17 protein-coding genes are annotated in these 22,353 nt (G+C 73.7%); 4 read left to right on the top strand and 13 right to left on the bottom strand.

The window, feature by feature from the left end; translation table 11 throughout:
* Positions 1-12 precede the first annotated feature (12 nt).
* The gene (locus ACZ7G1_RS24375) at positions 13-672 is read left to right on the top strand and encodes a hypothetical protein (protein WP_470875565.1); all 660 of its coding nucleotides are present in this window, start codon (positions 13-15) and stop codon (positions 670-672) included.
* Entirely contained in the window at positions 659-1,399 is a 741-nt protein-coding gene (locus ACZ7G1_RS24370) for a class F sortase (RefSeq protein WP_470875566.1), read from the top strand. Before ACZ7G1_RS24375 ends, ACZ7G1_RS24370 begins: the two co-directional genes overlap by 14 nt.
* 93 nt (positions 1,400-1,492) lie before the next feature.
* Here the strand turns inward: ACZ7G1_RS24370 and ACZ7G1_RS24365 are convergent, their stop codons facing one another.
* The 3 genes from ACZ7G1_RS24365 to ACZ7G1_RS24355 form a co-directional block, all read right to left on the bottom strand.
* Positions 1,493-4,858: an ATP-binding protein gene (locus ACZ7G1_RS24365; protein ID WP_470875567.1), complete on the bottom strand. Its 3,366-nt coding sequence runs from the start codon at positions 4,856-4,858 to the stop codon at positions 1,493-1,495.
* A gap of 110 nt (positions 4,859-4,968) precedes the next feature.
* Positions 4,969-7,926, bottom strand: a complete 2,958-nt coding sequence (locus ACZ7G1_RS24360; RefSeq protein WP_470875569.1) for a PQQ-binding-like beta-propeller repeat protein — start codon at positions 7,924-7,926, stop codon at positions 4,969-4,971.
* A complete protein-coding gene (locus tag ACZ7G1_RS24355; protein ID WP_470875571.1) occupies positions 7,926-10,508 on the bottom strand; it encodes a S8 family serine peptidase in 2,583 nt (860 codons plus the stop codon). Before ACZ7G1_RS24355 ends, ACZ7G1_RS24360 begins: the two co-directional genes overlap by 1 nt.
* A gap of 355 nt (positions 10,509-10,863) precedes the next feature.
* Here ACZ7G1_RS24355 and ACZ7G1_RS24350 point away from each other — a divergent pair, with 355 nt between their 5' ends.
* Positions 10,864-12,255 carry an aldehyde dehydrogenase family protein gene (locus ACZ7G1_RS24350; protein WP_470875573.1) on the top strand — a complete coding sequence of 464 codons (1,392 nt, stop codon included), beginning with the start codon at positions 10,864-10,866 and terminating at the stop codon, positions 12,253-12,255.
* Positions 12,256-12,273: 18 nt separating this feature from the next.
* Positions 12,274-13,353 (top strand): Zn-dependent alcohol dehydrogenase, encoded by a 1,080-nt coding sequence (locus tag ACZ7G1_RS24345; protein ID WP_470875575.1) that lies wholly within the window; start codon positions 12,274-12,276, stop codon positions 13,351-13,353.
* Between the two features lie 49 nt (positions 13,354-13,402).
* Here the strand turns inward: ACZ7G1_RS24345 and ACZ7G1_RS24340 are convergent, their stop codons facing one another.
* The 10 genes from ACZ7G1_RS24340 to ACZ7G1_RS24295 form a co-directional block, all read right to left on the bottom strand.
* Complete coding sequence (locus tag ACZ7G1_RS24340) at positions 13,403-14,323, bottom strand: PDR/VanB family oxidoreductase (protein WP_470875577.1); 921 nt, start codon at positions 14,321-14,323, stop codon at positions 13,403-13,405.
* A gap of 4 nt (positions 14,324-14,327) precedes the next feature.
* Positions 14,328-15,779 carry a purine-cytosine permease family protein gene (locus tag ACZ7G1_RS24335; RefSeq protein WP_470875578.1) on the bottom strand — a complete coding sequence of 484 codons (1,452 nt, stop codon included), beginning with the start codon at positions 15,777-15,779 and terminating at the stop codon, positions 14,328-14,330.
* Entirely contained in the window at positions 15,776-16,090 is a 315-nt protein-coding gene (locus ACZ7G1_RS24330) for a Rieske (2Fe-2S) protein (protein WP_470875579.1), read from the bottom strand. The genes ACZ7G1_RS24335 and ACZ7G1_RS24330 overlap by 4 nt, the downstream gene beginning before the upstream one ends.
* Positions 16,087-16,953: an iron-containing redox enzyme family protein gene (locus tag ACZ7G1_RS24325; protein WP_470875580.1), complete on the bottom strand. Its 867-nt coding sequence runs from the start codon at positions 16,951-16,953 to the stop codon at positions 16,087-16,089. Before ACZ7G1_RS24325 ends, ACZ7G1_RS24330 begins: the two co-directional genes overlap by 4 nt.
* Positions 16,950-17,753, bottom strand: a complete 804-nt coding sequence (locus ACZ7G1_RS24320; RefSeq protein WP_470875581.1) for a dihydrodipicolinate synthase family protein — start codon at positions 17,751-17,753, stop codon at positions 16,950-16,952. Before ACZ7G1_RS24320 ends, ACZ7G1_RS24325 begins: the two co-directional genes overlap by 4 nt.
* Positions 17,754-17,845: 92 nt before the next feature.
* Positions 17,846-18,379: a DUF6190 family protein gene (locus ACZ7G1_RS24315; RefSeq protein ID WP_470875582.1), complete on the bottom strand. Its 534-nt coding sequence runs from the start codon at positions 18,377-18,379 to the stop codon at positions 17,846-17,848.
* Positions 18,369-19,547 (bottom strand): aminotransferase class I/II-fold pyridoxal phosphate-dependent enzyme, encoded by a 1,179-nt coding sequence (locus tag ACZ7G1_RS24310; protein WP_470875583.1) that lies wholly within the window; start codon positions 19,545-19,547, stop codon positions 18,369-18,371. The genes ACZ7G1_RS24315 and ACZ7G1_RS24310 overlap by 11 nt, the downstream gene beginning before the upstream one ends.
* Before the next feature lie 220 nt (positions 19,548-19,767).
* Positions 19,768-20,469 carry a DsbA family oxidoreductase gene (locus ACZ7G1_RS24305; protein ID WP_470875584.1) on the bottom strand — a complete coding sequence of 234 codons (702 nt, stop codon included), beginning with the start codon at positions 20,467-20,469 and terminating at the stop codon, positions 19,768-19,770.
* 35 nt (positions 20,470-20,504) lie between these two features.
* On the bottom strand, positions 20,505-21,305 hold the full coding sequence (locus ACZ7G1_RS24300) for an MBL fold metallo-hydrolase (RefSeq protein WP_470875585.1): 801 nt from the start codon (positions 21,303-21,305) through the stop codon (positions 20,505-20,507).
* A gap of 23 nt (positions 21,306-21,328) precedes the next feature.
* The gene (locus ACZ7G1_RS24295) at positions 21,329-22,267 is read right to left on the bottom strand and encodes a DMT family transporter (protein ID WP_470875586.1); all 939 of its coding nucleotides are present in this window, start codon (positions 22,265-22,267) and stop codon (positions 21,329-21,331) included.
* Positions 22,268-22,353: the final 86 nt, after the last annotated feature.

The following is a 22,353-nucleotide window of genomic DNA, read 5'->3' as shown; positions in this document are numbered from 1 at the left end:
GGAGGAACCCGCATGCCCGCTCGTACCGCCCGGCCCCTCGCCGCCACCGCAGCAGCCGCACTCGCCGTCGGCGGCCTCGCCCTCGCGGGTGCGCCGACGGCGTACGCCGCTCCCGGCGACAACGGCGACGTGAAGATCCACAAGGTCGGCACGCCCTTCGACGACCAGAGCAACGAGCCGAAGGTCTGCAAGTTCTACCTGGCGGCCTTCAACTTCGACACGCTCCAGGAAGTCGACTGGGAGATCATGCCCCAGCCACCGAAGGCCGACGACCCGAACCTCAGCGGCCACATCACCCTGACGACCGGTAAGGGCCACACCGGCCAGCTGTCGCTGCCGAGCGGCCAGTACAAGCTCGTGTGGACCTTCGAGGGCGAGAACGGGGCCGGAAAGCACAAGGTCTTCAAGGTCGAATGCCCAGGTGACGTCATCACCAACCCGAGCAACCCGCCGACCGGCGGCCCCAACGGCGGCCCCGGCGGCAACGGCCACGGCAAGCCCCCGCACGGCCCGCACGGACCGGTCGGCGCGGGCGGCGGCGGCAGCGCGGAGATCGCCGCCGACGACTCCTCCGCCTTCGGCATCGGGGCGGCCGTCGCGGCCGGCCTCGCCGGCACGGCCGGACTGGTCCTGATCCGCCGCTCGCGCCGCCGCGACAATGGCGCCGCGTAGGTCCCGCCTCACGCGTCGCAGGCGGCGCATCCTCCGGCTCACCAGGACCGTGGCGGTGACCACGGTCCTGGTCACCGGAGGCATCTGGTGGGCCGACGACGGCGAGCCGGCCGACCAGCCGCTCGCCGTCGGCCCGGCCGCCCCCGGCCGGGCCGGCCCGGCGGCGGCCGGGGCGCCCGCCGCCCTCGACCACAAGGCGAAGCCCAGGGCGCGGGCGAAGGCCACCCCGCCACCCCGGCCCACGCCCCCGCCCGCGCCGCTGTCCCGCTCGCGTCCCACCACCCTGGCCGTCCCGGCCATCACCATCGAGGCCCCGGTGACCGAACTCGGCACCGACGCCGCGGGACGGCTCGCCACACCCCCCGTCGACAACCCGCGGGTCGTCGGCTGGTACGCGAAGGGCGTCACCCCCGGCGAGCGCGGCACCGCCGTCGTCGTCGGCCACCGCGACACCCGCACCGGCCCCGCCGTCTTCCTGAACCTCGACTCCCTCAGCGCCGGGAACACCATCCGGGTCGCCCGCGCCGACGGCAAGGTCGCCGTCTTCACGGTCGACCACGTACGGACGTACGCCAAGGCCGACTTCCCCGACAAGGAGGTGTACGGCCCGACCGGGCGGCCCGAACTGCGGCTGCTCACCTGCGGCGGAGCCTTCGACCGCCGCAACGGCTACGAGGCGAACATCGTCGTCTTCGCCCATCTCACCGATCTCGCCCAGAAGATCTGACCCCGGTCCGCACCGCCGTGCCCCGGCCCCCGAGGCCCCTGTGCCGCGCCCCGTCCGACGGAAGCCAGCCGCTCCGTCGGGCGGGGCGCAGGGTCAGGTCCGCCCCGGGTCGCCGGGTCCGCCCCGGCGGGCCCAGGCCACCCGGCGGGCGCCCGCCGGATAGGGGAGGGCATCGGCCAGGGCGCTCGCGCGGTCGAACTCGGCCGCGGAGTCATGGGGCCGGCCGAGCGCGGCGAGCGCGGCGGCGTGCGCGGCGCGGGCCTCCGTCTCGGCGAGGCGCTCCCCGGCCAGCTCCGCGCGGATCACCTCGCGGCCGGCCGCGCCGGCGGCCTCCGCGGCCCGGCCGCAGGCAAGGAGCGCCCAGGCCGTGAGATGCGCGGCGCCGGACTCCCGGTATCCGTCGAGCAGCCGGAGCGCCTCCTCGGGCCTGCCCTCGCGGACCGCGAGTTCGGCGCGGGCCGAACGCACCTCGTACCCGGCCTGGTGGTCGCCCTGGGCCAGGGCCATCCGCTCGGCGGGATCGAGGAGTTCGGCGCCGCCGGGTTCGGCCGCCCGGATGCGGACGCGGGCGAGCGCCACCAGGGCGTAGGGGGCGCACCAGCCGGTGGAGGACCGGGCGTCGCGGACGGCCGTCTCGGCGAGTTCGCGGGCTTCGGAGACCTCTTCCATGAGGAGGTGGAGTTCGGCGAGGTTGGCCCGTTCGAAGACCGTCGCCGTCGGATCGCCGGAGCGCTCGGCGAGGGCGAGCGCCCGGCGCCCGGTCTCGATCGCCTCCCGCAGGCGACCCGAGCGCCGGGCCGTCTCGCGCAGCACCGAGAGCACCGAGGTGAGCAGCTGGGGATCGCCGTACGCCTCCGCGTGCGGCAGCGCCCGGTCCGCGACCGGCCCCGCCTGGCCGAACCGGCCCGCGAGGCCGAGCGAGGTGGCCTGCGCGGCCAAGGCCCTGGCCAGCAGGCCGCGCCGCTCGGGTCCGGTCACCGCCTGCGCCGCGTCCTCCGCGGCCCGCGCGGCGGTGACGCCCTCCTCGTACCGGCCGGCGACGAAGCACAGCACGCCGCGGGCCAGATGGTGGGCGCTCGCCACCGCCGCCGGGGTGCCGGGACCGGGCGGGCAGGCCTTCAGGAGGCGGAAGCCCTCGTCGGTGCCGCGGGTCTTCGGCATGAGTTCCGCGAGCCGCGCGGCCGCCAGGACACGGCCGTCCGCGTCGCCGCGCCGGCGCAGCTCGTCCAGCGCCTCGACGAGCAGCCGGGCCGCCTCGTCGAAGCGGCCGAGGCGGCGCAGGACGGCGCTGCGGTCGATGCGGGCGCGGGCGGAGTCGGCGGCGAGGGCGTCGAGTCGGTCGGTGAGCTCGGCGTAGTAGCGGTCGGCGGTGTCGTTCGCGTAGAGCGCCGCCGCACGCTCGGCGGCCTGCCGCAGATAGCCGGTGGCGCGCGGGTCGTCGGCCCGGGCCAGATGGGCGGCGAGGGTGTCCACCGCCTCGGGCCGCCGGCGCAGCACCGCTTCGGCGTAGGCCGAGTGCAGGAGGCGGCGGCGGGCGGCGGAGAGTCCGTCGTAGCAGGTCAGCCTGACCAGTGGGTGGCGGAAGGCGAGGCCCGCGACGGGCCGGCCCTCGGAGACCACCCGCCGCTCCTCGACGACCGAGGCGGCGACGGCCGCCTCCACCGCCTCGGCGGCCTCCGCCGCCGACAGCCGGGGGTGACCGCCGTGCCGGGCCACGTCGAGTACTTCGGTGAGGGCGGCGTCCTGGCCGGCGACCGCGACGGCGTCGACCACCCGGCGGGCCGCCGGATCAAGGCGGGCCAGACGTTCGGCCACCAGCTGGCGTACGCCCTCCGGGGCGCCGACCTTGCCGTCCCCGTCCCCGTCCCCTTCCTCTTCCCCGTCGCGCACCGCGCGGGCCAGCTCCAGCGCGAACAGCGGGTTGCCGAGGGACAGTTCCCACACCCGCTCCGGTACGGCTCCGCCGGGGCCCAGCGCGTCCGCCGTCAGCGCCAGGCAGGCCTCGCGGGACAGGCGAGGGAGTTCGACGGCGGTGGCGAGGGACTGCCGCACGAGCGCGTCGAGGACCTGGCGGCGCGGGTCGGCCGCGGGCAGTTCCTCCGGGCGGACGGTGGCGAGAAATCGCCAAGCCCTTCCGCCCTCCCGCGCCCGGCGGGCAAGATGGCTGAGGAGCTGGAACGAACCCGCGTCCCCCGCGTGGAGATCGTCGAGCACCACCATCACGGGCCGCTCCGCCGCCAGTTCCCCGAGCAGCCCCGCCGTCGCCCGGAACAGCCGGTCCCGCTCCTCCTCGGGACTGCGCCCGCTCCGGGCGGGCACTCGCCCCAAGGACGGCAGCAGCGAAGCCAGTTCGGGATACTCCGCGCCCGTCCTGGCCCGCTCCCCGGTCGGCCGGTCCGCCAGCCAGCCGTCCAGGGCCTCGGCGAACGGACCGTACGGCGTGTGGCCCTCCGCGTCGTGGCCCGCACCCCACAGAACCGCCGTGCCCTCCGCGGCCGCGCGCCGGGCGGCCTCCCCGGCGAGGCGGGTCTTCCCGAGTCCGGCCTCCCCGGTGAGCAGGAGCACGGGCGGGGAGCCGGCGGCAAGCAGGCCGGGGAGGACGTCGTCCCGGCCGCGCAGGGGAGTGCCGGGCGGCTGCCGCACCACGGCCGGCAGCGCGGGGCCCACCGACCGGGAGGCCGGTGGGGGCGTGGCCAGGGCGTCCCGGTGCAGCCGCTCGGTCTCCGGCCCAGGCCGTACGCCGAACTCCGCGTCCAGTGCCTCCCGGCACAGGTGGTACTGGGCGACCGCCCGGCGGCGCAGGCCCTGCCGGACGTACGCGGCCATCAGGATGCGGTGGGCCTCCTCCTCGGCGGGAGCCGCGACGAGGACCTGCTCGGCCGCGGCGACGGCCTCCTCGGGGCAGCCGGCTTCGAGGTGGGCGGCGGCGAGCGTGACCAGGGTGCGTTCCCGCAGGGCGGCCAGGCGTTCGCGGCGGGCCTCGGCCCAGGGGGCGTAGCGGTCCTCGGGGAGCAGCTCGCCGGTGAACGCTTCCAGGGCGGCCGTGAGTCCTGAGCGTCCGCCGTGGGCCAGCGCCGCCTCCGCGAGGGCCTCGGCCTCGTCGGCGTCGATCCGTACCGTCCGCGGATCGAGGCGCAACAGCGAGCCCTCACCGGTCAGATAGGAGGAGGCGGCCCGGGGCGCCAGCTCGGGCTCGATCGCCCGGCGGGCCGCGTGCAGCGCCACCCGCAGACTGCCGAGCGCCGCCTGCGGGTCCGCGTCCGGCCAGCAGATCTCCATCGCCTGCTCACGGTGGAGGCTGTGGCCGGGGGAGACCGCGAGCAGCTTCACCAGTGTCCGGGCGCTCGGGCGCGGCCACCGCTCGGAGAGCGGCGGCCCGCCGTCCCGGTCGACCCGGAACCCGCCGAGGAGGTGCACCCGCAGCACCGGAGGTGCGACCGCTGGTATGTCTGCGCTCATGAGGGCGCCCACTGTAATGGGTGCCCCGTGCACCGGAATGGTGCGGTCCAGAGAAGCCGGGAACCCCCGCCCGGAGCTCCGGGCGGGGGTCTCGACTGGTCGGAAGGCGGTCAGCCGGTGGTGAGGCGGCCGGTCAGCATGCCGTGCAGGGCGTCGTCGGAGAGGAGGTAGCGCCCGCCGGAGAGTTCGATGGTGCGGTCGAAGCCGGTGTCGTCCTTGCCGAGTCCGACGACCTCGTCGACGCCGTCGCCGTCGAGGTCGGCGACGACCAGGTTCTGGGTGGCGTAGCCGCTCAGCTTGCCCGTGTGGTCGGGGTAATTGCGGCCGGCGGTGAGGACGGACGGGTCCCACAGGTAGGCGGCGCCCTCGGTGCCGCCGACGATCACCCGGCGGCCGCCGGGGCCGGTGGCGAACTCGGCCCGGTGCAGGGTCGGCAGGGTGAAGATCCCGTACTGGGCACCGTCCTTGGCGAAGGTGCGCAGCGAGGCCGTGCCGGCGAGGACCAGGCCCTCGTCGCCGGTGAACCAGTTGCCGACCGTCCAGGCGCCGCCGCCGGTCGCGGTGTGCACGACCTGTCCGGTGCGGAGGTCGCGGAACTCGAAGTAGGTGGTCCAGTAGGCGCCTTCCTTCACGATCCAGGAGTGGACGACCGCGTGCCCGTCGGCGTACGGGATGGCGGGGGAGGCGTAGACGCCGTGGTAGAGCTGGGCCGCGTACACCTTGGTGTCCGCGTCGCCGGTCCAGGACGGGTCGGCCGACCAGAGGACCTTGCCCGTCCGGGTGTCGAGGGCGGTCCCGCCGACCGTGGCGGTGCCGTCGCTCACCCCGCGCGTCTGGTAGGAGGCCAGGACCTTGCCCTCGGCGACGGCGAGGTCGGAGAAGGCGAGGCCGGGGGCGGGGGCGTACTCCCAGAGGGCCCGCCCGTTGCCGCTGTAGGCGCGGACCGCGTCGGTGGGGACGAGGATCTCGTCGTCGCGGTCCCCGTCGAGGTCGGCGACCGTCACGGAGCGGACGAACTGTCCCTTGCCGTCGATGGTGGCGCGGACGCGGCCGGTGCGGGCGTCGACGACCGCCGCCGCCGTGTCGGCCGCGACGACGAGGTCGTCGCGCCGCCCGTCGCCGTCGGTGTCGGCGATCAGGATGTCGCCCTGCACGGAGCCGGGCAGGGTGGCCCGCCACAGCACCCGGGGCTTCCCGGCGGCCAGGGAGGGGCCGTCGTAGGCCCACAGGCCCTGTGACTGGCCGCCGACGATGACGTCCTCGTTCCCGTCGCCGTCGACATCGGCCGCGAGTCCGGTGCTCAGGTCGCCCTGGAGCGGGGTGACGGAGGCCTGACGCCCGCTGCCGAGCCGGTACGAGCGGATGTTCTGCTCGCTGTCGACGGTCCGCACCCGCCACTCGTCGTCCTCGCGGTACGGCTGGGCGTAGATCGGGGAGGCGTTCGCGCCCTGGTGCTGCCAGCGCACCTCGCCGTCCCGGCCGTTCAGCGCGGTCAGGGTGCCGTAGCGGCCGCCGCCCGGGTTGGCGGCGGTGTCCTTGCCCACGGTCGTGAAGTACGAGGCGAGCACCTTGCCGTCGACGATCCGCAGCCCGAGCGCGGAGTCGCCGTCCTTGGCGTCGTCCTCGCCGCGCTTGACCGTCCGCGACCACAGCTCGGTCGCCTCGCCGCCGTCCAGGGCCCGGACGGTCGCGGTGTTGACGTACAGGTACTCGTCGAGCGTCGACTCGCTGACGGCGTACTCCGGCGCCGCGTCCCCGCGCAGCTGGCCGATCCGCAGGCCGACGCCGAGCGCGTTGACCCGGGTGTCCAGGGTGGTGCGGCGGCCGTCGGCGGGGTCGTAGGCGGCGAGTTCGTACCGCACGCCGTCGCGGTAGTCGGCCTGTTCGACGGCGACGATCCGGTGGCGGGCCGGGTCGTAGGCCAGCTGGCGCGAGTACAGCTCGTCGTCCGTCCGCCAGGCCACCGTGCCGTCGGCCGTGTCGAGGACCAGGGTGTGACCGGCCGCCGGGGCGGTCGCGGTCTTCTTCACGTACCAGGAGACGGCGACGCGCCCGTTCCCGAGCGGCAGGGTGGAGCCCCACCGGCCGTGGCGCTGGTCCGTCCGGTACGTCCAGACGGCCGTCGCGGCGAGCTTCCCGTCGGCGTACGAGAAGCGGAAGGCCTGGAGGGACGCGGTCGCGTCCTTCGCCGAGTTGAGGTTGGTGGACGGCTGGTCGCCGACGAGCAGGGTGTCGCCGGCCAGCGTCACCTGCTGGGCGTCCGCGAACAGCTTCGACCACAGCGTCCGGCCCGTGGCGCCGTCGAGGACCGTGACGAAGGTGCCGGTGGTCAGGGTCGAGCCGGGGGAAGTGAACGGGCGGTACGGGCTCGTGCCGACGTCGGCGGTGAAGACGACGTCCGCGACGCCGTCGCCCGTCAGGTCGCCCTGCGCCCAGCCCCGGTCCGAGGAGTCCGCGAACGGGCTGTTGGCGTGGAAGCCGGTGGTGATCCGCGCCGGGTAGGGGTCGGTCTGCCACGGCCGGATGTTCTTCACCTGCCAGTCCGCGTACAGCGAGGCGTTGTCCCGCTTCCAGACGGTGCGGCCGTCCTCGGTGAGCCGTGTGACGGTGCCGAGGCTGTGCACGGCGAGGAAGTCGCCGCGCCCGCCGCCGAGCTGGGCGGTGTCCGCCAGGCCCCGGTAGGTCTCCACGGCGGAGGCCTGGGCGACGGCCACACCGGAGGCCGTGGCGGCGCTGCCGGAGTCGGCCCCGAGGAGGGACCCGGAGGACTCCTGGCCCTGCGGAGCGTTCTGCGGACTGCCCTGCGGAGCGTTCTGCGGACTGTCCTGCGGAGTGTTCTGTGGGCTGATCTGCGGAGTGATGTCGAGCGGCTCCGGGGCCTCGGCGCGGCTTTCCAGGGCGTCGGCCTGCGCGTCGGTGAGGACGCGGGCGCCGTCGGGTCCGGTGAGGACCTGGGGGGCAGGGGTGTCGTCGGCGTGGGCGACGGTCGCGGGGAGCGCGGTGAGCGCGAGGCCGGCCGCGACGAGCGCGGAGGCGAGGCGCGGTCCGCGCCGGGAACGGTGGGTCATCACGCCGCCTTCGGGAAGATACGGATGGCCGAACGGTCCGCGAGGACCGACTCGTTGAAGGAGTACTGGAGGGCGTCCGTGCCCGCCTGGTTCTCGATGCCGACGGTCGCGCCGCCGCCCGCCTCCAGGGCGTTCGCGCCGATCGACTGGTACTGCAGGACGATCGCTCCGGTCGCCTCCTCGAAGACCGCCTCGAAGGTGACGCGCTTGGCGGTGTCGGCGGCGAAGGCCGCGTTCTCCCAGACGATCGCGAACCGCCGCTGGCCGGTGGTGCCGCTCACGGAGGTCCTGACCGCCGACTTGGCGTCCAGGGTCAGGTCGTCCCAGTAGGCGGCGAGGATGCCGTTCGGCTGGCCCGGCGAGGGCAGCGCGGTGTTGGCGTAGTCGCCGAGCCGGGGCGCCAGGAAGTTCACCAGTCCGTTGGTGGTGACGCTCGCCTGGCCGTAGCTCACGCCGTAGAAGGAGACGGGGAACGGCAGGGCGATCGTCTTCGCGTTCTCGTCGCCGGAGAGGGCGAGCTTCGTCGTCGCGGGGGTCCAGGCGTACGCGGCGGGCCGGCAGCCGTTCCCGGCGGTGTCGGTACGGGCGGGCAGCGCGGCCGTCACGTTCTCGTCGCCGTCCACGGCGACGGCGGAGGTGAAGACGCCGTTGCAGAGGACGGGCGCGGCCGGGGTCGCCCTGAGGGTGAAGGAGCCCTCGGCGACGGCCGGGAAGCGGAAGGCGCCGGAGGCGTCGGTGACGGCCGGGGCGAGCGGCGCGTCGGTGAAGCGGACGGTGGCCCCCTTCAGGGGCTTTCCGGTGACGTCGAGGACGGTGCCGGTGACGGCGTGCGCGGGCACGGCGTCCAGGCGCAGGTCGTGGCCGAGGGCCTGGCCGGTGGTGACGGTGAGGCCGCCCTCGGAGAGCGCGCGGTAGCCGTAGCCCTCGGCGGTCAGGGTGTACGTGCCGGCGGCGAGCGTCAGCCGGTAGGCGCCGGAGGCGTCGGTGGTCACCGAGCGCTCGGACCCGTCGGCGGTGGCGGAGACGGTGACGCCGGCGAGCGGGGCGCCGGTGGCCCGGTCGGTGACCGTGCCGGTGACGGTGGCCGCGGTGTGCGGGGCGCGGTCCACGGCGGCCAGGATGTCGAGCTTGCCCTCGCCCCAGACGTTGTTGGCGGCCGCGGTGCCGCCGCAGTGCGTGTCGTCGACGTCACGGGCGGAGCCGTTCAGCGCGGCGCGGGTGCCGTCGATGTCCCCGATGAGGGAGGGGGCCGAGGACCAGAGCAGGGCGACGGCGCCGGCGACGTGCGGGGTCGCCATCGACGTACCGGATATGGCGCGGTAGGTGCCGCCCGGCCAGGAGGAGCGGACGTCGACGCCGGGGGCCGAGATGTTCGGCTTCATGGAGCCGTCGACGAGGGAGGGGCCGAAACCGGAGAAGTCGGCGATCTTGCCGTTGACGTCGTAGGCGCCTACGCCGTAGGCCGGGGCCTGGGCGCCGGGGGCCTCGGTGGTGGAGCAGCTGACGCCGTTGCCCGAGTTGCCCGCGGCGAAGGCCTCGAAGATCCCGGCGGCGTTCCAGGAGGTGATGATGTCCTGGTAGAAGGTGGTGTTCCCGCCGCCCCACGAGTTGTTCACGATGTCGGGGGCGAGGTCGGGGCGCGGGTTCTGGCCCGTGCGGTCCGTCGGCGCGAGGATCCACTGACCGGACTTGAGCAGCGAGGAGTCGGAGCAGCTGCGGGCCTCACAGCCCTTGGCGGCGATCCACCGGGTGCCCGGGGCGACGCCGATGCCGCCCGCGCCCGCGATGGTGCCCATCGTGTGGGTGCCGTGGCCGTTGTTGTCGCAGGGCGTGCCGCCGGCGCACTGGCCGGTCGGGTCGTACCAGTTGTAGTCGTGGCTGAAGGTGCCGTCGCCGAGGTTGCCCCGGTAGTTGCCCTTCAGCGCCGGGTGGTCGAACTGGACGCCGGAGTCGATGTTGGCGACGACGATGCCCTCGCCGCGGCTGTCGTACTGGGACCACACCTGGTCCGCCTTGATGTCCTTGACGCCCCACTCGGCGGTCACGGACTCCCCGGCGGCCGCGGACGCCTGCTCGACCGTGTCGAGGGCGTAATGCCGCTCCTTGCGGAGGGCGGCCACGTCCGTGCGGGCGGCGAGCTTCGTCACCAGCGTCTTGTCGCCGGTGACCTTGACGGCGTTCGCGATCCAGTACGACTCGTAGCCGACCTTGGCCCCGTCCAGGAACCGGGTGAGCGAGGCCTGGCTGCGCCCGGCCTCGCCGCGCAGGGTCTCGAACGTCGCCCGCGCCTTCTTCTCGTGACCGCGCTGGGACCGGGCCCGCGACAGATCGGCCCGCTCCGCGAGCACCACGAAGAACGTCGCCTCACCTCCGCCCTCGACGGCCGCGGCCAGATCCGCGTCCACGGTGGCCTTGTGCGCGGGCGCGGTTGCCGCGGTTGCCGCGGCCCTCGCGACGGGCGCGGCGGCCACGGCCGGGGCTGTCAGCAAGGCCACCGTGGTGGCGACGGCCGCGCCGGCGGCGGCGGCCGTGGCGGTTCTGCGCCGGAGTGGTGACCGGAGCGGCGAGCGGGGCAGCTGCATGTGGGGCTCCTCCATCGCTGGTACGGGGGGAAGCCGTCGCCCCCGGGGTCGGGGCGGGGCTCGGTCGGGGACGCTAGGACCGGGCCGTTACTGGGGAATTACTGGACGCCCGCCGCCCTGCGGGACGGTGGCCCGCACGGGGGTGGGCGACGGCACGCCCGGCCCCCGTGGACAAAGCGTCGGCGCGGGCGGCACGATCGAGCGGCACTCGTGGGGCCGGACGGACCGGGGCGCGGGTGGGACGGTGCGGAGGGCCGCGGGTGAGACCCGGGGCACGTCCACCGGCCCTGGCGCGGAAAAACTATCAGCGCTAGTTTGAGGGGGACGGGGAAGCGGCGAGGTGAGGAGAGAGCGGATGAAGGCGCGCGACGCGATGTACATCGGTGGGGAGTGGCGGCCGGCGTCCTCGGCGGAGACGATCCCGGTGGTCAATCCGGCGGACGAGCAGGTCATCGGCCGGGTCCCGGCCGGGACGGCCGAGGACGTCGACGCCGCCGTGCGGGCCGCGCGGGCGGCGCTGCCCGGCTGGGCGGCGACCGCGCCCGCCGAGCGCGGAGCCCGTATCGCCGCGCTGCGTGACGCGCTGGCCGCGCGCGCGGAGGAGATCGCCGCGACCGTGACGGCCGAGCTCGGGGCTCCGCCGCAGCTCGCGGCGGCGGTCCACGCGGGCCTGCCGATCGCCGTGGCGGGGACGTACGCGGAGCTCGCGGCGACCCACGTCTTCGAGGAGAAGGTCGGGAACTCGACCGTCTACGCGGAGCCGGTCGGCGTCGTCGCCGCGATCACGCCGTGGAACTACCCGCTGCACCAGATCGTCGCGAAGGTGGCACCGGCGCTGGCGGCGGGCTGCACGACCGTGTTGAAGCCGGCCGAGGACACGCCGCTCACGGCGCAGCTGTTCGCGGAGGCGGTCCACGAGGCGGGCATTCCGGCCGGCGTGTTCAACCTGGTCACCGGCCTGGGCCCGGTCGCGGGCCAGGCGCTCGCCGAGCACCCGGACGTGGACCTGGTCTCGTTCACCGGCTCGACCGCAGTCGGCCGCCGCATCGGCGCCCTCGCGGGTGGCGCGATCAAGCGGGTCGCGCTCGAACTCGGCGGCAAGTCCGCGAACGTGATCCTGCCGAGCGCCGACCTCCCGAAGGCCGTCGCCGTCGGCATCGCCAACGTCATGTCCAACTCGGGCCAGACCTGCAGCGCCTGGACCCGGATGCTGGTCCCCGCCGACCGGTACGAGGAGGCGGTGGCGCTCGCGGCGGAGGCCGTCGCCAAGTACGTGCCCGGCGAGCGCGTCGGCCCGCTGGTCAACGCCAAGCAGCAGGAGCGCGTCCGCGGCTACATCCAGAAGGGTGTGGAGGAGGGCGCCCGGCTGGTCGCCGGCGGCCCGGAGGCCCCGCGCGAGACCGGCTACTACGTCTCGCCGACCGTCTTCGCGGACGTCACCCCGGACATGACCATCGCCCGGGAGGAGATCTTCGGGCCGGTCGTCTCGATGCTCCGGTACGAGGACGAGGACGAGGCGCTGGCCCTGGCGAACGGCACCGACTACGGCCTGGCCGGCGCCGTCTGGGGCGAGCCCGAGGCGGCCGTCGCCTTCGCGCGCCGCATGGACACCGGCCAGGTCGACATCAACGGCGGCCGCTTCAACCCGCTCGCGCCGTTCGGCGGCTGGAAGCAGTCCGGCGTGGGCCGGGAGCTCGGCGCGCACGGCCTCGCCGAGTACCTCCAGACCAAGTCCCTGCAGTTCTAGGAATCCGAGGAGAGACGCGTGATCCGCGCCGCAGTCCTGCCCGCCGTCGGCTCTCCCCTGGAGATCACCGGCATCGAACTCCCCGAGCCCGGCCCCGGCCAGGTCCGCGTCCGGCTCGCCGCCGCCGGGGTCTGCCACTCCGACCTGTCGCTCTCGAACGGAACCATGCGCGTGCCGGTCCCGGCCGTCCTCGGCCACGAGGGTGCCGGGACGGTGGTGTCGGTCGGCGCCGGAGTCACGCACGTGGCACCCGGCGACGGCGTCGTCCTCAACTGGGCGCCGTCCTGCGGCAGCTGCCACCCCTGCTCGCTCGGCGAGGTCTGGCTCTGCGCCGACGCCCTGACCGGCGCGGCGAACGTGCACGCCCGGACCGAGGACGGCACCGAGCTCCACCCCGGACTGAACGTCGCGGCCTTCGCGGAGGAGACGGTCGTCGACGCGAAGTGCGTGCTGCCGGTCCCCGACGGTGTGCCGCTCACCGACGCGGCGCTGCTCGGCTGCGCCGTGCTCACCGGCTGGGGCGCGGTCCACCACTCCGCTCGGGTGCGGGAGGGAGAGACCGTCGCGGTGTTCGGTGTGGGCGGGGTGGGCCTGGCGACGCTCCAGGCGGCCCGGATCGCGGGCGCGTCGACGATCGTCGCGGTCGACGTCTCCCCGGAGAAGGAGGAGCTGGCGAGGGCGGCCGGGGCCACCGAGTACGTGGTCGCGTCCGAGACCACGGCGAAGGAGATCCGGAAGCTGACGGGCGGGCAGGGCGTCGACGTGGCCGTCGAGTGCGTCGGCCGCGCCGTCACGATCCGTACCGCCTGGGAGTCCACCCGGCGCGGCGGCCGTACGACGGTCGTCGGCATCGGCGGGAAGGACCAGCAGGTCACCTTCAACGCCCTGGAACTCTTCCACTGGGGCCGCACCCTGTCGGGCTGCGTGTACGGGAACTCGAACCCGGCCGAGGACCTGCCCGTGCTCGCCGAGCACATCAGGGCCGGCCGGTTCGACCTCGGGGCGCTCGTCACCGAGCGGATCACCCTCGACGGCATCCCCGGGGCCTTCGCCAACATGCTCGCGGGCAAGGGCGGCCGCGCCCTGGTCGTCTTCTGACCTTCGGCGCGCGGGCCCGTACCGGAGCACCGGCACGGGCCCGCGCGGTTCAGAGATCGAGCACCAGAGGGCCGCCGCGCGAGCGGCCGACGCAGATCATCATCGTCGTCCCCGAGGCCTTCTCCTCCTCGCCGAGCACGGAGTCGTGATGCTCGGGCGTCCCGGAGATCACCTTCGTCTCACAGGTGCCGCACCACCCCTCCCCACAGGAGTACGCGACACCCGGCACCACCTCGCGCACGGCATCGAGCAGGCTCCGCCCGGCCGCCACCCGCACCCACCGCCCCGACCTCCGCAGCTCCACCTCGAACCCGCCCTCGCCGGACTCCCGTTCCACCGGAGCCGCACCGAACCGTTCGACGTGCAGCGCGCCGGGCCACCGCTCCGCGACCGCGCGCAGCAGCCCCTCGGGGCCGCAGCAGTAGACGGCGGTCCCGGCCGGAAGTCCGGAGAGGGCCGCGTCCAGGTCGAGCGGTCCGGCCGTGTCCCGGGGGACGAGCGTCACCCCGGGGAGTCCGGCGAGCTCCTCGCGGTACGCCATGGACGCCAGGCTCCGGCCGCCGTAGAGCAGCGACCACGAACCGGCCGGCAGGGCGCGGACCATCGGAAGGAGCGGGGTGATGCCGATGCCGCCCGCGATGAACAGGTGGCGTTCGGCGGGCACCAGCGGGAAGCGGTTGAAGGGGCCGCGCACACCGAGGACGGTGCCCGCGCCGACGCTGGTGTGGATCTCCTCGGAGCCGCCCCGGCCCGCGGGTTCGCGCAGCACCCCGAGCCGGTACGCGCTCCGCTCGGCGGGGTCGCCGCAGAGCGAGTAGTGGCGGACCGCGCCGGACGGCAGCGTCACCTCCAGATGGGCGCCGGGCTCCCAGGGCGCGAGTTCGGCCCCCGAGGGGTCGGCGAGCAGCAGGCCCAGGACCCCCTCGGCCTCGCGGACGACGGAACGGACCGTGAGCCGGACCGCGGACATGGCATCACCTCGGCGTGGGGGACGGCGGAAGCAGCGGCTCCGGCCAGCGCAGGCACAGCGCCGCGTACAGGCCGGCGGCGACCGTGAAGGAGGCCGGCAGACTCAGGTCCACGCCGCCGGTGACGGCGGTCAGCGGCCCGGAGTACAGCGGGTTGTCGACCCACAGGACCCCGACGGCCGAACCGGCCGCGAAGGCCGCGACGGCCCTCGGGTTGACCCCGGCCGTGTACCAGTAGCGCCCGCCGCCGCCCGTGGCGAACGCGCGCAGCGCCTCGGCGTCGTACCGGCCCCGGTGGAGCGCGTAACCGACGGAGAGCACGGCCGCCCACGGGGCCACGACGGTGAGGAGCAGCGTCACGAACGCCGTCATCGCGTCCATGGCGTCGTACACCACCGCCCCCAGGTAGAGGACGGCCGCCGCGAGCAGCGCGACCACCGAGGTCACGGCGGCCCGGGAGGCGCGCCAGAACACCGAGTTGGCGGAGAGCCCGGCCGCGTACAGGCAGAGTCCGGCCTGCGGCAGGGTGCCGGCGAAGCCGAAGACCACGACGGCGCCCGCGAACCAGCCGGGCACCGCGTCCGTCAGGCCCTGGAGCCACGGCTCGTCGGGCACCGGGAACAGGGTCGTCACATAGGCGCCGGTGAGCAGCGCGGCGAGACTGCTGAGGAACATCGAGATCCCGCTCGCCCGCACCACCCGGCCGGCCGGGGTGGAGGCCGGCATGAAGCGCGTGTAGTCGCCCTGGAAGGTGGCGTACGACAGGGGCACGGTCGCGGACGCGGTCGCCGCGAGCAGCCAGGTGCGCGCGGTGCCGTCGAGCGCGAGCGTCCCGCCGGAGTACCCCGCGTCGAACCGGGGCGCGAGGACCAGGACGGTGCCGAGCAGGACCGCCCCGCCGGTGACCGCCGTGATCCGGTACGTACGGACCAGCGTCTCGTGGCCGCGGACGGCGACCAGCGCGACCGCGGCGGCCGTCACGGCCATCGCGACGGTCAGCGCGCCCGGGCCGGTCGGGGTGGCGAGCAGCCGGTGGCCCGCGACCATGACGGCGGTGCCGCCGGTCCACACGGCGATGGCGAAGAAGCCGAGCGCGGTCACGACGGTGAGGGCGTTGCCGACGACCCGGCCCCGCACCCCGAAGTGCGCCCCGCTCGCCACCGGGTCGTTGGTGCCGGTCCGGACGCCGAACCGGGCGAGGGGCGCGAGGAGCGCCGTGCCGACGGCGACGCCCACCGCGATCGCGCTCGCCGACGCCCACCAGCCGAGTCCGAAGACCACCGGCAGCGCGCCGAGGACGACGGTGCCGAAGGAGAACTGCGCGGACGGCCAGATCCAGCCGAACGCGGCCGGTGCAGAGGTGCGTTCGACCGCGGGCACCGGGTCGATCCCGTCGTGGCCGGCGGCCGCACGGGGCGGCGTCACGGTGGACGCCGCCCCGGTCGGTGTGGTGGTCATGGGGCGCCCCCGGCCCGGTCCCGCTCGCCGGGGTCGCCGGGCAGCACGTCGACCACCCGGAGGTCGGCGCAGGCCGCCCCCGAGAGCCGCTCACCGCTCTTCAGGTCGAAGACCGTGTGGTGCAGGGGGCAGGTGATCCGCAGCCTGTCCCCGTCGACCCGGCCGTACTTGAGCCGGCCGCCGCGGTGCGGGCAGACGGCGGCCGCGAGGACCTTGCGGCCGCCTGCCTCGACCAGGACCAGGTCCTCGGTCACCTGGCGGACGGTGGGCTCGCCGCCCTCCCGGCGACGCCCGGCGGGCACGGCCGTCATGCGACGGTCTCCCGTGCCCGGGCGATCGCCGTCTCGGTGGCCTCGCCGACGATCTCGGAGGCCAGCCGGACGCCGGCCCAGATCTTCGCCAGGTCCGGTTCCTCCAGGGCGCGGATCGCGGTCCGCATGTGGTTGCTGTGGTAGGCGTCGATGTAGAGGTGCTCGGTGTAGTAGGCGTCCTGGACGATCCCCAGCCGTTTCGCCGCCCGCGCGAAGCTCTGGAAGGCGTACAGCACGCTCGTCTCGAAGTAGGCGTAGGCGCCCAGGAAGTACTGGGGTGAGGGCGCCCGGCCGGCCAGCCAGTGGAACATGTTGACGTAGGCGAAGCACTCCGGGCTCGTCCCGTCGACGTAGTCGTCCAGGCGCAGGCTCATGCCGAGCTCGGTGAGCAGGTTGCGGTAGAGCTGGGAGTGGGCCTTCTCCTCGTTGCCGCAGCCGAGTTCGTCGATGAGGACGCGGAAGACCGCCATCGCCGAGCGGTACGGCAGCCGGGGGACCACCGGGAGCAGCGACTCCGACTCGGTGAGGCCGTCGAGGGCGAACTCCCTTACCACGGACTTGAACTGGCCGAGCGTCGCGTGCTCGGCGAGGAAGGTCGCGCTCTCCGGGAGCGCGGCCTCCTCCTCGGCGAGGAACTCCTTGAGCGCCTGGAGCAGTTCGCCGGCCGAGCCGAAGCGGGGCGCGGAGGCCTCGTAGGCGCGGGCCTTCGGCAGGATCCAGCGCTCCTCGATCGCCGTCATCGAACCGTGGTCGCCCAGGCTCGGCATGCGCCGGTAGAGGGCGTGCAGCTCGCGCTGGGCGGTCGCCGCCGGGGCCGCGACCGAGTGCGCGGCCACCGGGACGGGGGAGGGGGCGGCGCTCATGCCGCGGCCTCGTCGTGCGTGGTGGGGGAGCTGATCACGCCGCGCCGGTGCAGCTCCCGCTTGACCCAGCGGTACCAGTCGTCGCGGAAGACCCCGTACCGCTCGCAGACGCTGTTGATCTCGGCCTGCCGGTCGGGGGTCGGGTCGACGAGCATGGCGTTGCACAGTCCGGGTTCGAGGTTGGCGAGCGGGCCGATGAAGCCCTGGATGCCGCGGGCGTCGACGAGCAGGTTCTCCCAGCCTTCGAAGACCGGTATCCCGGTGCCGGCCTCGGCCGTCTCGCGGGTGAAGGCGGCGTCGCCGCTGGACTCCTTGATGCCGACGATCCCGGGGATCTCCTTGCAGATGCGGATCAGGGTGTCGAACTCGATGCGATTGCCGGACAGCGCCTCCTCGTTGTAGAGGAAGACCGGCAGGTCGAGGGCGGCGCGGATGGCCCGGTAGTGCGCGACGATCCCGTCCTGCGTCACGTCGGCGCCGAACGGCGTGGTGACGACGACGGCGTCGACGCCGAGTCTTGCGGCTGTGTGGGCCCGTTCGATCACCGCCTCGGTGTCGGGGAGCTGGATGCCGGCGAGGACGGGCAGTCCGCCCGCGTGCTCGACGGTGTACGCGACGACGTCGTGCCACTGCCGCGCGTCGAGCTTCCAGCCCTCGCCGGAGGTCAGGGCCGGCATCAGGCCGGAGACCTCGGGACGGACGTGGTCCAGGAGGCGGACCAGGCTCCGCTCGTCGACGGTGCCGTGCTCGTCGAGCGGGGTGATCAGCGGGACGATGGTCCCTGAGTAGGTGCCAGGCATGAGTGGGGTGCCCTTCGGAATGGGTCCAGAGGTGGTTCGGAGGGGTGGCGCGGGCCGTTCAGAGGCGCGCGGAGGCGGGTGGCGCGGGCCGTTCAGAGGCGTGCGGAGGCGACCTTCAGGGCCAGCGACCGCTGGTAGAGCTCCTCCAGGTACGCGGGGAACGAGGGTTCCTCCACCGGGCCGCGAGCGCCCTCCCGCACGATCGGTTCGACGGGAAGTCCGGGTGTACGGAGCAGCCGGGGGCTCGCTGTGCGGAGCAGACCCCCTTTGCCGATGACCTGCGCGAGGACGAGCCGTTCATGAGTGGGAAGTCCGTCGAGCCCGGGTGCGGTGAAGGCCCGGCGGACGTCCCCCTCCTCGTACCCGACCCGGTCGACGGCCAGGTCGGTGTGGAGGACGTCCATGAAGGGGTAGTACGCGTCCTGTTCGGCGCGCGGATAGGACCACACGAGGTCGTCGCAGCGGCCGACCTGCTCCCAGCTCATGACGATCCGGCCGGCGTCACCGGCGGCGAGCCGGTCCGCGAAGAAGGCCTTGGAGGCGATCCGGACGGCCTCGTCCGCGCTGTGCATGCCCATGAAGAGGGTGGCGTCGATGAAGAGGGCGGGAGTCGTGTCAGCCGGCATAGCGCTCGAGCACCTTCCGCATCCGCTCCATCGCGCCGGCGAACAGCTCGGGTTCGCGGGCCAGGGCGAGCCGGAGGAAGCGCTCGCCCTTCTCGCGGGTGTTCCAGTAGAAGAAGGTGCCCGGCAGGACGTACACCTCCTCGTCGAAGAGGACGGCCTGCAGCTGGGTGGCGGTCAGGTGCTCGGGCTTGATCCGGAACCAGGCGACGCTGGTGCCGACGACCGGCTCCTGGAACTCCAGGATGGTGCCGTGCAGCGCGGCCCGGGCGGCCTCGCCGTTGGTGGTGATGATGTCGCGCACGGAGGCGAAGCCGTCGGCGATGGAGTCCTCGACGTACTCCGTGACCATGTTGAGGACGAACGGCGAGACGTTGAGCAGGACGCTGGTGTGGAGGTTGTAGACCTCCTCCTGGATGTCCCGGCTGGCGGTGATCATGGCGCACTTGGCGTCCTGGATCGGCCAGGTCTTGCCGGTGTCCTCCATGACCATGTACGTGACGCCGGACTCCTCCAGGAGCCGGTAGATGTCGACCCGGCCGATCCCCTCGTCGCAGAGGGCGAAGGAGGCGAAGCAGAAGTCCATCACCAGGACCTTGCCGTGGTCCACGCAGTAGCGGACGACCTCGCGGAAGCCCTCCAGCTGCTCGGCGAGCAAGGTGAAGCCGGTGGGGTTGTTGGGGTCGACGAGGTAGAGGGCGTCCGCGTCGACCTGCTCGGTGAGCCGCTGGTGGATGAGGTCCTTGTCGTGGAGGGTCGACTCGGCGAGCGGGGAGATCGGCACCTGCATGTTGCGCAGCAGGTCCACGAGGTTGTCGAAGCAGGGCTCCACCAGCTGCACCGACATCCCGCGCTGCTTCAGGAACATGCCGGCGACCATGGTGGAGACGCTGGCGGAGTACGACAGGAGCGTGCGGTCCATCGCCCGTGCGGTGGGCTGCTGGTGCAGGCGGAAGAAGGCGTCCAGGAACCGGCGCTCGAAGTGCGCCTGCTGCTTCGACTCGGACTCGTGCCAGAGCTCGGGCAGCCGCGAGACGATCCGCTCCTGGGAGGCGGACTGCCGCTGGTGGGTGTGCGCGTCGGCGAGGTTGAACCGGGTCTTGAGGGCCTCGATCTCGTGCTGGGTGAGGTCGACGAAGGTGCTGACGTCCGCCTTCTCGGTCAGTGACATGAAGAACTCCCGATTTCGATACGAAGCTCCATCCGGAATTCCGGTGGCGGGAATGACTGTATGAGGTTCGACCTGCCTTTCGAATAACGGCAGGGTCACGCAATTAATAATCACCGCGATGTTCTGCGCGGCGAAAAAAGAAACGACGGCCAGGCATTCCGCGAAAGGGAATGCCTGACCGTCGTCCGGTTATTGATGCCGCTCTCGGCGGCACATTCGGTTATTCAGTGGCGGCCCGCAGGAGAATGTCCTCGAAAACCTTCGGGTCGTCCGAGTGGACGACCGGCCAGCCGATGCCGTACGCCCCCTCCCAGCCCACCTCGATGCCCGGGTTGGCGTGGTCGGAGCCGTCCGGCAGGAAGAGGTGCGGGCTGCAGTTCACCCGATCGGTCCTGGACACGGCGTCCTGGTCGGCGAGCGTCCGGCGGGCCCGCCCGTCGTCCAGGGCCTCGGTGAGCGCGTCGACGTCGACGACACCGGTGTCGGCGGCCACGTCCAGGATCACCTTGCGGTGGCTGATGCAGCGCGACTCGGCCCAGAAGGCCCGGCGGAGCCCCAGGTCGAGCTGCTCGGAGGCGTGCAGGCTCTGTTCCTTGGCGGCGAGGACCGCTTCGAGGGCGGGCAGGGTCGTCGAGGGGTAGAGCCAGTCCTTGGCCTGCCACAACTGCCAGCCGGCGGCCGGTTCCAGGCCGGCCATCCGGGCCACCTCGCTGTCCGTGCCGGGGCGCGGGCTCGGGGCGTCGTTGAGCAGCTCCAGGGGGAAGGCGCGCAGGTCGAAGGAGACCTGCTCGGCCAGGCCGAGGCGGTCGCGCGCGGCGTGCAGCCGGTGGACGGCGATGTGTGCGAAGGAACACCAGATGTCGGAGAAGACGGTGATGACTCCGCGCTGCGGCGTCAGGTCGGCGGTGGTCGGGTCGGGCATGGTTCTCCTCGGTTCGTGGGGCGGTGGGGCGGTGCTCAGGCGGCGGGGGACTCGTGGGCGTCGAGCGCCGCCTCCAGGTCGAGGTCGGCGTCCGGCAGCCAGGCGGGCAGGGCGGGGATACGGGCCATGGCGTCGAAGAGCCGGGGCACGGCGTCCTCGCGGACGGTCGGCCCGTGGGCGCTCAGCAGCCGCGCGGGGCGCAGCGCGGCCAGTTCGCGCACCGGCCGGAGGAACTTCGCCTCGTCGACCAGGGCGGTCCACGGGGCGATGGCCCGGTTCAGGACGTCGAATCCGCGGAAGAACTCCTCCTCGGAAAGGTCGGTGAATTCCTGGGTGATCTCTTCGACGACGGTGCCGAAGCTGTCGGAGCTGTAGAGCGTGCCATCGGAATGGTCGAACACGGCGAGGGTGCCGGGTGAATCGAAGGTGGGCGGCCGGTGGAAACTCAGTTCGCGGTCGCCGACTTTCGCCCGGCTGCCCGGGTTCACGGTAACTACCCGCTCCTGCGGAATTCCGAACTCCTCCGATATTCGGGTGAGTGATATCGCGTTGGCGAGCACCTTCGCCCGCGGCGCGGCCGCGAGGAGGCGGGCGAGGGCGCCGGTGTGGTCGCGGTCGTCGTGGGTGACGACGACCCAGCGCAGGTCGGCCGGGTCGACGAGCGACCACAGGGCGTCGAGGAAGCCCTCCCGGTCCACGGGCATGCCGGTGTCCACGAGGAGCGGCTGCCCGGACCGTAAGAGGAAGGCGTTCACGGGCTGGTCGCCGAGGCCGGGTATCGGCAGCGCGGAGGGCAGGACCTGGATGTCGGGGCCGGCCGGGTAGGAGGGTTTCATGCCGCACCTCTCGTGACGGGGCTTCAGACGAGCTGGATGGTCAGGGAGCCGGCGATCAGCAGGGCGAGGCCCAGGGCGCGCGGCTTCGTCAGGGAGCGCTGGGGGAGCTTGAAGAGGCCCTTGTGGTCGATCAGCGCCGAGGTGAGCTGCTGGCCGGTGACGGTGAGCGCGATCGTCACCGCCGCGCCGATCGAGGGGATGAGCAGGAAGGTGCCGGTGACGTAGGCGGCGGCGCAGGCGCCACCCAGCCAGCCCCACCAGGGCATCTTCTTGAGCGGGGCGACCTTGGGCTTCGGGGTGCGCCGGGTCGCGTAGAGCACGAGCAGGACGACGGCGATGGTGAAGGTCGCGACGGCGAAGCTGATCACGGCGACGGTGAGCGGCTCCTTGAGCTGGGCGCGCAGCTGGGCGTTGACCGCGCCCTGCACCGGCAGGACGCCGCCGGCGACGACGCCGAGGGCGAGCCAGCCGGCCCGTCCCGCGCTCGACATCCTGGGGGCGCCGGGCGGTGCCGCGGCCTTCATGCCCCGGATGATCACGACGATGCCGGCGAGGACGGCCAGGGCGCCGAGGACGATTCCGGCGCTGAGGTCCTTCTGCTCCAGGCCGAGGAGTCCGAAGAGGTCGAGGGCGAGCGAGGCGAACATCTGGCCGGTCACGAAGAGCCCGACGGCCGCGAGGGCGCCGAGCCGTGGGAAGAGCAGGATGCCGCTGGTGATGTAGAGCGGGCTTGCGAGGCCGCCGAGCAGTTGCCAGGGCTCGACGTCGGGCAGCTTGCCGAGGGCGCCGAGGGCGCCGGCGGCCACCGCGAGCACGACGAGCAGGCCGGTCGCGACGCCGAGCTGGATGGTCGAGGCGCCGTAGGGGGTGCCGACGGCCGAGTTGAGCTGGAGGTTCACCGAGGCCTGGACGGCCAGCAGGCAGCCGACCAGCAGGGCCGCGGCGAGAAGCGCGGTGTGCATCTGGATCTCCCTGGGGCGGGGATGGCGAGCGGATAAGTGGACACTGAGTCCGTTTAGCATGCCACGAGGAATGGCAAACGGACAAG

This window comes from Streptomyces sp. NPDC037273 (assembly GCF_055603625.1).
This window is presented reverse-complemented; position numbering and strand designations above follow the sequence as displayed.